We start from the raw sequence: 12,962 nt of genomic DNA on the forward strand, positions 1-12,962 counted from the left end.
TCGTGATGGTGATCTGAATCGCCGTGCCACTCGTAGCCATACCCGGCGGCCCCGCGACTCGGAACCGCCGTCGTTCAGGATCAATGCATCCTGTCCTGCATCACCGCCGAGCGTCCAGCATCACGATCCAGCGTTCACATCACCGTCTTCAGCGCTGGTGCCTGCGCACCAGAAGCGTCACCACAGCGCCCGAAAGCAGCAGCAACGCGGCCGCGGCGATGAAGACGGCACTGTCGGCACCCGTGGTGGCGAGGGGATCGCCACTCTGTCCGGACACCTTCTGAGCGTTGCCGGATGGTGTGGAGGTCTTCGCGCCGCCATTCGAAGCAGCCGAAGGATTCTTCGGCCCTTGGGGCGCATCGCTCTGGGTTTCGACGGAAGCCTTCGTCTGACCGGTCGTGACCTTCACCACATCACCCTTGGTATTCAGTGTGACCTTGGCGCTGTATGCCGCTGCAAGGTTGATGCGTCCCCAACCCTCGCTCGAAGCGTCAAGCGGGTATCCGGAATCGATTTCGGTGGATGCCAGCACCTGCGTGAGCTGCTTGTCATTCAACGAACTGTATCCCGGCACCTTACGCAGCAGATTGACGGCGGCTGCGGGCACGACCGCGGACTGACCGGCTTTGCCCGTCTGGGAGAAGCCATAGGTCATGCGTGCCGTGTACGCACTGATCTCGGAAGCCGTATCACTGACCGCCTTCGTGGAGACCGCATCGGTGAAGGCATTCTGGTACCCCTTCGAGGTCTTGGCATCGGTACCGCTGATGCAGGCCTCCAGCGTGTCACCGTAACCATCGGCCTTGCAACGCGCCGTCAGGTAGGCAAGCAGCTCTTCACGAGCCGCACTTGCCTCGGCTTGGGTATCCTGATCGTCCAACGCAGTGGCCACCCCGTACTGCCCTGCGATATGGCCACCCATGATATCCAGTGGATAGTGGACTCCAAGCACGATGCGGTTATTGCCGGCCTCGGACACACGCGTCATGATCTGCGTGCCGAATTCAGGCAGGATGCTTGCCAGACCGGCACCCTGGGTGAATGCGAATGTCGTATGCCCCGAGGGGAATGAACCGGAGGAGGCGAGCCCATCGTACTGGCCCTGCTGCTCATATGCCGCGACCTTGCTGATGCCCAGTGTCTGCTGCAGACCGTTCAGGTTCAACGTGGTGCCATTGTAATTGATGCGATCCACATAGGGACGAGGGTGCGAGAAGGCGGTTTTGGCCTTGCCGGTGCTGGCCGAAGCGCTCATATCACTCAGATATGCGCTCGTCTTAGGCAGTTTGCCACTGGTGACGCCATCTTCGTAATATCCGCCGATAACCGTTCCGAGCGCATCATGCAGCGTCTTCTCGGAATTCATCTCGGCATCCACAACGGCTCTGGCCTGCTGATCGTTGCTGCCGTTCGCGCTTTCCTTCGCGGCCTTGTTGTTGATGGAAACGGTCAGGTCGTCATCGTGGCTGAGAACGCTTTTACCAGCCTCGGTAACACCCACCCCGGCCTTCCAATAGGTGCCGAAATCAGCAAGCAGACCGGTGATCGCATCAGTGCTGGAAACCACTACGGAAGGCTGGCTGCTGCCGAAAGTGATGCTGAGGATGTCCTGCTTGTCAGCACTCAGGGTGACCTTCGCGCTGTATGCCTTGGCAAGATTCAGACGCTCGTAGCCATTCGAACTCGAATCGAAGGGATAGCCCGATTCGATCTCGCTCTGCGCCAGAATGGTTCTGCGTTGGGCATCGCTCAACGATGGGAAGGCGGTCAGCAGCAGATTCTCCGCGCCGTCCGGAACGACGGCGGCTTTACCGCTGGTGCCGGTCTTATCGAATCCGTAGGTCATCCGTGATGTGTACGCCGCGATCGCGGAGGCGCGATCCGTGACCGGAGTCGTGGAAACCGCATCCGTAAAGGTGTTCGTATATCCGGCGCTGCCGTTCGCGCCGGTCTTGTCGATGCAGCTCTGAAGGGTGTCTCCGTAACCAGCCGCCTTGCACTGCGCCGTCATGTAATCGACCAATTCCTGGCGTGCGGGCAGCAGCTGATCGCTGCGGAACGCCTCATCAGACCAACGAGCCGTATTCGCCGCCTCGCCGTTGATCCGGCCTCCCATAACGTCCAGCGGGTAGTGCACGCCGAGCACGATGCGGTTGTTCCCGGCTTCTGATGCCCTGGTGACGATTTCGGGACCGAGTTCAGGCAGCAGTGTGGCCAGTCCGATACCCGCAGAATATGCGTAGGTGGTATGGCCGGAGGGGAAGGCCTGCGAGGGTGCGCCGAACATGCTGGCATAACTCGCGCTGTGCGTCAGACCGGTGCTGCTATCGGTCCAGTCGGCGATGCGGTCGATGCCCAGCTCCGCTTTCAAACCGTTGAGATTGTTCTCGCCGTTCATGGAACGGTTCTGCCCGTCATCGGCAACGGTGAAGAAGGGCCTCGGATAGTTGAAGTACTGCTTGGCCGCACCGGTGCTGAGATAGCTGGTCACACTCGCCTTGCTCGCGAAGAGCAGGCTGCTGGTCTTCGGCAGGGAACCATTGCTCAGGCCATCGGTCAGGAATTTGCTCAAAATCGGACCCAGGGCATCGGAGAAGGTCTCCGTCGCATTCTGATCCGCGTCGATAAGCGCACGCTGCGCCTGGGTATGTGTGCCGTCCACGGTCGCTGTGTCAGTGGCGGCCTTGTTGTTGATCGTTTCGGTAAGCGTGTCGTTCTTCGACAGCACGCTCTTGCCCGCATCGCTGACGTTGCCGCGATAGACATCGCTGCTCGCGTTGCTGGTATTCGACTTCGGGGTCCACCAATTGTTGTATTCGCCTAGCAGCGATACGACATCGGGTTTGTTTGTATCCGAGCTGTAGCTCGTTGCAGCCTGAGCGGCCGTTGCGGGCAACAGTGCTGCCAACGCCAGCGCGGAGGCGGAGATAAGTTTCAGGGCTTTCTTCATGTCTGCTCCAACTGTGCTTATGGATTCTTCGCCCCCACCACGATGCCTGTGTTCCCCCATGCATAAGAATGCTTCGGCATATTCGGGGGGCACCTCTTTTGTAAGCCTTGCAATGCTCGAAGAGGGCTCAGCCGAGCGTTCCTTCATCCCCAGTTCATGCAGACTTCATCTAAGCCCGTGCACCGGCATGTCGGAAATACGGGCCGCCCGCCCCGAAAGCGGACGCCGGTCTGCAAGGCGTGACAGACTGAAAGCATGACATCAGCTATTATGCATACCTCAGCAGGCGATATCCGTATCAAGCTTTTCGATGAGAGCGCTCCTGAAACCGTGGCGAACTTCATCGGTTTGGCCAATGGCAGCAAGACATGGACCGATCCCCTGACAGGTGAAGAGAGCAATGAGGCCTTCTACAACGGGCTGACCTTCCATCGCATCATCAAGGACTTCATGATCCAGGGCGGCTGCCCATTGGGCACCGGCACGGGCGGCCCCGGGTACACCTTCGATGACGAGATCGATCCCTCATTGAAATTCGACAAGCCCTATCTGTTTGCCATGGCGAATGCGGGTCTTCGTCGCGATCCGCGCACAGGCGCCGTCCACGGAACCAACGGATCCCAGTTCTTCATCACCACAGTCCCGACCCCTTGGCTCGACGGGCATCACACCATCTTCGGCGAGGTCGCCGATGAAGCCTCACGCAAGGTCGTGGATGCTCTGGACGCGGTCGCCACGGATTCCTCCGACGCACCCCTCGATCCGGTGATGATCGAAACCATCGAAATCGCCTGAATCAAGGATTCCCGGACCCCTTCCCCAGCCATGACGGTATGGCCGAGGAAGGGGTTTTGCATAGCGTAGTACGCTGGATGGCGATGACCAGCTCCACTCCGCAACGCCACACAGGCCAGGAGAAATATCAACGCGGCACACGCAGCTACACGATGTCGCATATCCGAGGAAAAGATACCGGCATCGAACTGATGGTTCGCAGCTACCTGTTTTCCCGAGGACTGCGATTCCGCAAAAACGATAAACGCTACCCCGGCCATCCCGATGTGGTGCTCCCCCGCTGGCATACGATCGTCTTCGTCAATGGCTGCTTCTGGCACGCCCACGAGCATTGCGACAAACACTCCACCCCAAAATCCAACGTCGAATTCTGGTCGAAAAAACTACTGCGCAATCGCGAACGCGATGCCGAACAACAAGCGGCCCTACGTGAAGCCGGCTGGAGAGTGCTGGTCGTATGGGAGTGCGAGCTCGACCGCAGCCATCGGGAGCAACGGCTCAAGCTCCTCTATGAACAGATAACCGCTCATCCGCTGGCTGAAGCGCAGACATCGACCCTTGATCGTGATGACGACCCGCTAAACTGAGTGAAGCATCCAACAGGCGGATACCCGCCGGCAACGAAGAACAACGAGGTCCGGGATCGCTGGGCGGCAGCGCGTCAGGCGCGGCGGGAAGCCTGACCACACCGCATGCCGCACACCACACATGCAAAGGGGAAGCCCATGAGCGCAACTGCTCCAATCCATCAACACTCCCAACACGAGGGTCAGATCAACGTGGCCATTCTCGGCGCAGGCGGAATCGCGCATACGATGGCACGCACGCTGCTCGCCATGTCTTCCGATGAACGGTACAGCAGCCTGATCAATCCCTACGCCGTCGCCGCACGCGACCGGGATCGCGCCGCCGCCTTCGCGGAGCAATACGGCCTGCCGGTATCCTACGGCTCGTACGAGGATCTGGTAGCGGATCCGAATGTCGATCTGGTGTACATCGCCACACCGCACAGCCTGCACGCCGAACAATCGCTGCTCTGCCTTGAGGCGGGTAAGAACATCCTGGTCGAGAAATCATTCACGGCGAACGCCCGGCAGGCGCAGCAGGTCTTCGATCTCTCCGAATCCAAAGGACTGCTCTGCACTGAGGCCATATGGACCAGATACATGCCATCACGAGGCATCATCGATGAGGTCATAGCCTCAGGTGAGATCGGAGAGGTCGTTTCCGCCACTGCGAATCTCGGCTATCCGATCACCGCTCACGCAAGGCTCGTCGATCCCGCACTCGCCGGAGGGGCATTGCTGGATGTGGGCGTCTACCCACTCAACTTCCTGGATATGGCGCTTCAGGGAAGGGATCCGAGCAGAATCGCCAGTGCATACCAGCCTTACAGCACCGGTGTGGATGCGCAAAGCTCCACCACGCTCTTCTATGATGACGGCATCATGGCCGTGGCCAGCAGCAGCATGCTCGGCCAATCGGATCGCAAAGGCTGCGTCTGGGGCACCTCGGGTGTGATGGTGTGCGAGAACATCAATGATGTCTCCTCGATCACCGTGTACGGGCCGGGTTATGAGGTGATCAAGGAGCACCCGATTCCCGACCAGCTCACGGGTTATGAGTACGAAGTCGCATCAGCGGCGCACGCCGTGCTGGAGGGAAGACAGGAGTGCCCGGAGATGCCCCATTCGGACACCCTGCGCATCATGCGAATGATGGATGAGATCCGTGGAATCTGGGGTGTGCGCTACCCCTTCGAATAAGCCGCTCCCGTCAAGGCTTCGAGGGCCGCAGGCGTGTCTGTCCGCACGTCTGCGGCCCTCTTCGACCTTTCAGGAGTCGCGCGGCGATGCTGCGGGCAAGGTCGCATGATGCGACCAGTCGACAACCGCCTCGATGTTGTTGCCATCAGGATCCACTATGAAAGCGGCGTAGTAACCGGGATGATAATCCCGAGGCCCCGCTTCGCCATTGTCCTTGCCGCCGGCCGCGATACCCGCCTGGTGGAAACGCCGCACGCTCGACTCGCCATCGGCGCGGAAGGCGATATGCGTAACGGGCGATGGCTGTTCAGGGGCAGCCGCCTGAGGTGACGGCTCCACGGATGCCGGGCGGGGCGAGAGGTAGAAGTCGGAGCGCGGCGTTCCGTCGTTTGCACCGAAACCAACCGTCTCACCGTGCCTGACTTTGGTGATGTATCCCAAGGGCGCCAACAGACGGGTGTAGAACTCAAGCGAGCGCCCCACGTCGCTGACGTGCAGTGTGATGTGGTCGATCATCACACCGTGGCCGCAGCGCGTGCGGATGTGATCATCGTCAGCATCATGATGGAAGGCTCCACCGCTTCGACCGCATGTGGCAGACGCGTGGGAAAATACACCAGTCCTCCGGGAAGCAGATCCACGGTCCTGCCCGAAGCGGTGACCTTGAGATGACCCGAGACCGTCTGGACGAAAACAGGCATCGCGGCCGTGTGCTCGCTGAGCTGCTGGCCTTCGTCAAAGGAGAACAGCACCACATTCCCCCCGGTATGCTGCATGATGGTTCGCGAAACCGTGGCCTCGTCCTGAATCTTGACCAAGGAGGTCATGTCGGGGATGAATCCGAGATCCAAGGCCTCGGCTTCCCCTGTCCCCTTCCGGTCCGTCTGATGCAGCGATGCCTCGTCATGCTTGGAGCCGTGCTCGTCAGCTTCCGTCATATTCATTCCTTTCAACGATGTTCCTGGTTGTTGATCCCATGGTCCTGGTTCCATCGGACTTCAGGATCGCTTGTGGGCGACGATCGCGATGCCGTTCATATACCGCTTATAGCGGGTGAAGGTCTGTTTCATCAACAGCACCCGTTCGCGTGCCGCTTTGTCACGCATCACATTCCTGAGTATCCGCAGCACACCCCTCACGCCTTCATCCGCGACATTTCTCCTCACATTGAGCAAAGCCATCGGTGCGGTATCGATCCAATCGACCTCGAAGCCCTCGGCCTCCAGCAACGCCGTCCATTCCGAAGAGGTCAGAGGACGGGCGTTGACCTTGATGGCCCGGGCCAGATCCTTGCGTATCCGCGTCTTCGTGTCTGCATCGAGGTCGTCCGGTTCCAAACCAAGTTCATGGATGGCGTATCGTCCACCGGGACGCAGCAGCCTTGCAGCCTCGGCGATGATCTGCTGCTTGCCCCGATCGCCCTGCATGGTCAGCATGGCCTCGCCCACGACCACATCGGCGCTTCCGGCGTCCAATCCGGTTTCCTGGGCTTTCGAGGTCACACAATGTCCTTTGCCCGCAACGATTCCCTCGACTATCGCGGCGGCTTTGGGATCCTCATCGACACCCACATACGTCCTCGGATCGTGGCCGAGTATCTCCGCCGCCGTGGCCCCCAGGCCGGGTGCGAATTCCACCACATCATGGTCCTTGAGTCCTGCGTGTGCGAGCATCTGCCTCGTGAGTTCCAGGCCTCCGGGCCTCAGCACCCTCTTACCGAGCCGGGCAAGCAACCAGTGCCCGGGAATGTGCGCCGAATCCCTTTCGGAGAATGGCAACTCGTCATCATTGAGTGGTGCGGGCGGCTTCGATGCCGTTGAAAGGCTTTGATTGGTCATACAGCCCAAGCTAGCGTCCCGCGATCGAAGCCACAAGAGTCTATGGAAAAGAACGGGCAAACTCCCAGCTGACGGCATCAGGCACCCTGCCGGATGCTCCCATCCAGGAGCCCGCCCAAGGCGTTCAGACCGTACCGGTGACGGCACGACCTGATGCGAAACGACTCAACGCACCTGTTTTCGCAATGCCGATATACAGCACCCACATCAGTGCACCGGAGATGACCGCACCTGAAATGCAGTTGGCGATGATATTCGTCAGTGCGAAGGCGCCAGTGATGTGCACACCGGCGTATGTGGTGAAGAAGGAGAACACCGAACCGGCCAGGCCAGTGAGGATTCCCGCGAATACGGCCGACCAGACATTCCAGCGCTTGTACATCAGTATCAGGAAGGCCAGCTCCGTGAAGAGGCCCTGCACGAGTCCGGCGACGATGGAACCGCTGAAGCCCCACTGATTCCCCAGCAACATCTCAAGGACGGCGGCAACGAGTTCGGCGTACAGCGCGGCACCCGGCTTGCGGATGATCAGCGCCGCGATCACCCCGGCGAAGTACCAGAATCCGCTGAGAATCCCTTCCAGACCGGGGATTATCCCCGACAACAGGGCGGAAGGTGCGGTGACCACCATATCGAAGACCCAGAACACCAATCCGGATGCAACAGCGATAACTGATGCAATGGTGATGTCAATCGGCCTCCATCGATAATCAGGCCTGTTCGGCGTCGATGTGGCATGTTGTTGCGCAGACATTGCTCTCCTCTGATAGGTGCCCTGCTCGTCTGTTCGGAGTGCAGGGCGGGGTATCACGAGAAAGAGGAATACCAAGATAGGCATTGACTTCGTTCGACGGTGTTAGCCGTGTCACGTTCAACGGTCGGAGACTTCGTCTCCCTCTCAGCTTTCCAGCTCCCGTGTCTTGCATGAACAAGCTAAAACGCACACTGGACACCCTTCCCCGTCCGGGGAGTCTCCGAACGTTCGGACCTGGCTTGCGCAATAATGGTTCCCATGAACCTTTGCGACGGATTTGCGGTCCTTGATTTTGAGACCACAGGACTGAGTCCAGCCAAAGGAGATCGTGCGATTGAGGTCGGTGTCGTGCATGTGGCACCTGATGGCACGCTCGAAGACGAGGTGGAAACCCTTATTCATGTGCAGCGCGACCTGGGGCCGCAATCGCTGCACCACATCAGTGCCGCCGAGCTGATGCAGGCACCGGATTTCGCAGGTATCGCCAGATCGCTGGGAGCCTTCCTCGAACATCGTGTCTTCGTCGCCCATAATGCCCAATTCGACTCCGGCTTCCTCAACCGCGAATACGAACGACTGGGTTACCGGATTCCGGTTGACGACTCCGATACGATCTGCACGCTTAAACTTGCCCGACGCATCCTCGGCGTCGGAGGGCTGTCGAAATGCTGTGCCCTGTGCGGCATCGAGAACGCCGACGCCCACAGTGCCCTCAGTGACGCCCGTGCCACCGCCGAGCTACTCGGAATCTTCATGAAGGAGGATCCCCGATGGACGGGATGGCAGGCGATGATGGCCGGAGCGGCCGAACAGGACTGGCCTCGGATCACCGAAGGCGATCAGGAGTGGATGCCACGTCGTAGCCACACACGGCATGATGCAGCCCCGTACTACGGCGTTGTGCCGTCGGAACCACCCGCTCGGGTATCGACTGCGCCGACAGACGCATCACGAAGCGCAGACGACACCCTCATTGCCCCCGTCGAAGCGGGCGGTGTTGATACGACGCTTATGGAGATCATCGCCTCTCGTTGCACCGCACACCCACGCTTCGCTGCCGACCCCGGGTCCGTGATGCGGTACCTGCGTCTGTTGGATGATTCCCTGGTCAGCGCATCCCTGTCGCTTCATGAAAGAATCGCTCTGGCGGATTTGGCATCGCAACTGCAACTGTCGCAGGAGGAGTGCGCAAACGCACACGAACAGTACTTTCGCGAGGCGGCACAGGCGGCTTGGGAGGATGGGGCACCGAACGCACACGAACGGCAACGACTGTTGGACATCGGCCACGAGTTGACGATTCCCGGGACGGTCATCGATCACGCCACCGCGGACACACTCATGGATGCACCCATAGACCGCATCTCGATATCCGATGATATCGGGCGCCCAGTGCCCCTCCACCGCCCTTTCGAGTTATGTGAAGGCGATCATCTTGTTCTCACCGGCGCGATGTCCAGGCAACGGGGTGAATGGGAGGGCATTCTCCGCTCACTCGGGTTGGTTCCGAGAAACGCGGTGAGCAGGAAAACGCAGCTGGTGATCGCCGCGGATCCCGATTCCGAATCCACCAAAGCACGCAAGGCCCGCTCCTATCACATACCCATCGTCGATGAGGCCTGGCTTGAGGATGCCATCAGTGATGGTATTGCGGTGACGGCGAATGACCGGTATCCATCCGCGACTTCCTGGTAAGTGCCGATGAAGAGGTACCAGTATGCTGGACTCAGAGATAACCGCAGGCGCGACAGCGCCGAAGAGGAAAGCGAATAACAGCACCCATGGCATTAAGCAAGAAGCAAATCAAGCAACTCCGGTCTTTGGCGAATCATCTGAACCCACTGATCATCGTGGGCAAGCAGGATCTGTCGGATGCCGCGTTGAAGCAGGCTGACGAGACACTCGAAAAACATGAGTTGGTGAAATGCTCCGTGCTCGATGGCTCCGGTCTGAGCGCCAAGGAAGCGGCGGAACGTCTGGCCGAAAGCCTCCATGCAGAGGTGGTGCAGGTCATCGGCAATCGCTGCGTGATCTACCGTCGGACCCACGATGAGCATGTCGATGCCATCACACTGGTGAGAGAGTAGTCCACAACAAGCTCTCGGATGCCACGGTCAGAACAGGCGTATGGCAATGATTCCGGCCAGCAGTATGACCGCTCCAACTATCTGTATGCCTGTGACCCTGCGCTTCGAGGCACGTAACAGGCCGAACTGGTCGACGGTCAATCCTCCGCAGATCTGACCGAAGAGCACGATGATCACCGTCAGACCGGTCCCGAGAACCGGTGCCAGGAAAGCATTACCAAACACATAGGTGGCCCCGATGAGACCACCGATCCAGAACCACCAGGGACTGGCACCGATTACGGCAAGCCGATTCATGAATGCGGCCGTGGCGCTCGGGGCCGGCTCCGATGCCGTCTGCCCCTGCCTTGGCCGCGCATCAGCTCTGCGACCGTGGGTGAACCCCTCCTGAATGATGACGATCAGCACCAGCAGCAGCGTCCCGATCAGGAAGGAGATGAAGGATGCATGCAAGGCCGATCCCAGTTCACTTCCCAAACGCCCATTGATGGCGGTCTGTGAAGCGCCCAGCATACCCAGCAGCACACCGAGGATCTGCCACATCCAACGGGAGCGCGCAGCACCATCGGGACTCTGATTAAGCATCCTTCGGCTTCGGGAGGCCCGTATATCGGGGATGACCACGGCCAGCGCGACGCCGATGAAGGCGAGCACGATGCCCAACAGACGTTGGACGCTGATCGGGTGTCTGGACACCCCGAACCATCCGGCCGCATCAATCGCGTTGCTGGCGATGATCTGTCCGAGGATCGGCATCACCACGGTCTGCATGCCTCCCAGCTTGGGAAACATCAGGATATTGCCCGTCAGAAAGAGCACGCCGAAGACTCCCCCAAGCCAGATCCACCAGGGCTCGGACTGCAGGAATCCGTCGGGCAGGCCTATACCGCCCTCGTTCAGCGCCAGGATGATCCATAACGCCGCCGTACCGACGAGGAACGAAACCAATGAGGCCCTGAAGGGAGAGGACAGCACCGCACGCAGCTGGGCATTGATCGCGGTCTGCAGCGGTAAGGCGAAACCGATGCCCACACCCAACAGCATTGGCAACACGGCAATCAGAGCACCAGACATGACTATTCCCAACCCTTCCACGCACTACGACAGACCACGGCATCAGCCTTCATCCATAGCAGGGGCACTCCCCTGTCCGACAGCTCATCACTGCATGGCATTCACCGAAGGATACAAGCGCACGAAGCGCTCATATGCAGCATCGTACAGCTTCATCGCCCCTGCCTTCGCCTCATACAATGAGCCGTGTCTTTGCGACCGCAGTCTTCCCAGAACACGCCCGATGCCCTCACCGACCGGCGCACCGTTCTCCTGCCGCTTCTCTTCGTGGAAGGTATAGAGCACCAAGCAGGACAGCGCGACGGCAGGCATCACCGCCGCATTGTCGAGAACCTCGATTCTTGACCCGAGCACATCCGCGAGAATCTGGCACCATACACCTTCACGGGCACCACCTCCGACGAGTGTGATGTCCTCCGCTTTCGCATCGAAACACTCCAGACCCTGACGCAATGAGAAGGCGACACCCTCCAGGCTGGCGCGGGCCATATCCGCCCGATCGGTGTTCACACCAATGCCCACATAGGCTCCCCTGATATCGGCGTTCATGACGGGAAAGCGCTCCCCCACCAGATAGGGCAGGCAGAGCACGCCATGGCTTCCTGGAACACTGCGTTCCAGCAATCCGGACATCCGGTCGAAGTCCTGCTGCGAACTTCGACCGTCACCATTGGAATCCTCGACCCCTGCCGCGAAGACACGTGTCGCCCAACCGTGCACACCGCCGGCATTGAGGAAAGGCACACCGTTGATGTACCCTTCCGGCATCGCATAGGCGAGATTGGCGAGTCCTGGCTGATCGGTGATGGGCCCCTCCGACACTCCCGCGATCCATCCGGATGTGCCGATGTTGATATTGTATTCGCCGCTTTTCGTCACCGCGCTGGCCAAAGTCGTCGCGCCCGCATCGCCGATGCCTGCGAAAACCGCGGTACCCTGCGCGAAACCGGTCAGGGCGCTGACGGAACGCGAAACACGGCCGACGATATCCTGGGGTGAATGCAATTCGGGGAATATGCCGATGTCTATTCCTGCGGCGGCGATCAGCGGCTTCTCCCAGGAGCGCGTGCGGATATTCATCGCACCCGCCGTGGAGCATGCCGTCACATCGCCGATGTAGCTACCTGTCAGCCGCGCGACGATGTAATCCTTCGCGTCGAAGAGCACATGCGCCGTATCCGCATAGGCTTGGGGCTCATGCTCCTTAAGCCACATCAGTTTGGGCAGTGGGAGCGAGCCTTCGCAACGGTTGCCGACCACATCGAGGAAGCGGTCCTCACCGTAGGCCTCGGCGAGGAACCCCGCCTGATGTGCAGCGCGGCCATCCGAATACAGGATGGCCTTGCGGACCGGCCTGCACTGCGAATCGACGGTGATCACATCCTGCATCTGCCCGCTGAGGATGATGCCCACCACGCTCCCGGCCGTCGCATCCTTCCCGGCATTCATGCCATCAAGGGCGTCGGTCAGTGCATGCCATGCCTCGATGAAGCAGTGCCACCAGTCCTCCGGATCCTGTTCATGCCATCCATCTTCTTCGACCGACCGGGGCAAGGTGATACTTGCGGATGCCGCGATCTCCATCCGGGCGTCATCATCCAAGGCCTCGCTCCGTCCGATCCGATCATCATCGACGGATACCAAAACCGCCTTGACCGCCGTCGTCCCCATATCAAAAGTCGCGATATACGCCATACC

Annotated in this window: 12 protein-coding genes; 5 read left to right on the top strand and 7 right to left on the bottom strand. The window is 59.8% G+C overall.

Going from position 1 to position 12,962, the window contains the following annotated elements:
• Positions 1–148 precede the first annotated feature (148 nt).
• On the bottom strand, positions 149–2,950 hold the full coding sequence (locus BPSY_RS09080; RefSeq protein WP_033495303.1) for a phosphatase PAP2 family protein: 2,802 nt from the start codon (positions 2,948–2,950) through the stop codon (positions 149–151).
• A 255-nt stretch (positions 2,951–3,205) separates the two neighbouring features.
• Here BPSY_RS09080 and BPSY_RS09085 point away from each other — a divergent pair, with 255 nt between their 5' ends.
• The 3 genes from BPSY_RS09085 to BPSY_RS09095 all read left to right on the top strand — a co-directional run bounded on the left by BPSY_RS09085 (position 3,206) and on the right by BPSY_RS09095 (position 5,511).
• Positions 3,206–3,745, top strand: coding sequence for a peptidylprolyl isomerase (locus tag BPSY_RS09085; RefSeq protein ID WP_033495301.1), 540 nt, complete (start codon positions 3,206–3,208; stop codon positions 3,743–3,745).
• Positions 3,746–3,828: 83 nt separating this feature from the next.
• Positions 3,829–4,332 carry a very short patch repair endonuclease gene (locus BPSY_RS09090; protein WP_051921953.1) on the top strand — a complete coding sequence of 168 codons (504 nt, stop codon included), beginning with the start codon at positions 3,829–3,831 and terminating at the stop codon, positions 4,330–4,332.
• Positions 4,333–4,470: 138 nt separating this feature from the next.
• Positions 4,471–5,511: a Gfo/Idh/MocA family protein gene (locus tag BPSY_RS09095; protein ID WP_051921885.1), complete on the top strand. Its 1,041-nt coding sequence runs from the start codon at positions 4,471–4,473 to the stop codon at positions 5,509–5,511.
• A gap of 69 nt (positions 5,512–5,580) precedes the next feature.
• On the opposite strand, the gene BPSY_RS09100 is transcribed toward BPSY_RS09095, so the two are convergent.
• The 4 genes from BPSY_RS09100 to BPSY_RS09115 all read right to left on the bottom strand — a co-directional run bounded on the left by BPSY_RS09100 (position 5,581) and on the right by BPSY_RS09115 (position 8,103).
• On the bottom strand, positions 5,581–6,027 hold the full coding sequence (locus BPSY_RS09100; RefSeq protein WP_033495299.1) for a VOC family protein: 447 nt from the start codon (positions 6,025–6,027) through the stop codon (positions 5,581–5,583).
• Positions 6,027–6,338, bottom strand: coding sequence for a cupin domain-containing protein (locus tag BPSY_RS09105; protein ID WP_051921954.1), 312 nt, complete (start codon positions 6,336–6,338; stop codon positions 6,027–6,029). The genes BPSY_RS09100 and BPSY_RS09105 overlap by 1 nt, the downstream gene beginning before the upstream one ends.
• 171 nt (positions 6,339–6,509) lie before the next feature.
• Positions 6,510–7,349: a class I SAM-dependent methyltransferase gene (locus BPSY_RS09110; RefSeq protein ID WP_051921886.1), complete on the bottom strand. Its 840-nt coding sequence runs from the start codon at positions 7,347–7,349 to the stop codon at positions 6,510–6,512.
• A 124-nt stretch (positions 7,350–7,473) separates the two neighbouring features.
• On the bottom strand, positions 7,474–8,103 hold the full coding sequence (locus tag BPSY_RS09115; protein WP_033495297.1) for an ECF transporter S component: 630 nt from the start codon (positions 8,101–8,103) through the stop codon (positions 7,474–7,476).
• Positions 8,104–8,361: 258 nt separating this feature from the next.
• On the opposite strand from BPSY_RS09115, the gene BPSY_RS11720 reads away from it, so the two are divergent.
• Together BPSY_RS11720 and BPSY_RS09125 are read left to right on the top strand one after the other, a co-directional pair.
• On the top strand, positions 8,362–9,798 hold the full coding sequence (locus BPSY_RS11720) for an exonuclease domain-containing protein (protein ID WP_081965573.1): 1,437 nt from the start codon (positions 8,362–8,364) through the stop codon (positions 9,796–9,798).
• Positions 9,799–9,884: 86 nt separating this feature from the next.
• Positions 9,885–10,190: a YhbY family RNA-binding protein gene (locus BPSY_RS09125; RefSeq protein WP_033495295.1), complete on the top strand. Its 306-nt coding sequence runs from the start codon at positions 9,885–9,887 to the stop codon at positions 10,188–10,190.
• A gap of 27 nt (positions 10,191–10,217) precedes the next feature.
• Here the strand turns inward: BPSY_RS09125 and BPSY_RS09130 are convergent, their stop codons facing one another.
• Together BPSY_RS09130 and BPSY_RS09135 are read right to left on the bottom strand one after the other, a co-directional pair.
• The gene (locus BPSY_RS09130; protein ID WP_051921887.1) at positions 10,218–11,264 is read right to left on the bottom strand and encodes a DMT family transporter; all 1,047 of its coding nucleotides are present in this window, start codon (positions 11,262–11,264) and stop codon (positions 10,218–10,220) included.
• Positions 11,265–11,351: 87 nt separating this feature from the next.
• Positions 11,352–12,959 (bottom strand): xylulokinase, encoded by a 1,608-nt coding sequence (locus BPSY_RS09135; protein WP_033495293.1) that lies wholly within the window; start codon positions 12,957–12,959, stop codon positions 11,352–11,354.
• Positions 12,960–12,962 lie beyond the last annotated feature (3 nt).

Origin of the sequence: Bifidobacterium psychraerophilum (assembly GCF_000741705.1) — a bacterium.
Taxonomy (GTDB): domain Bacteria; phylum Actinomycetota; class Actinomycetes; order Actinomycetales; family Bifidobacteriaceae; genus Bombiscardovia; species Bombiscardovia psychraerophila.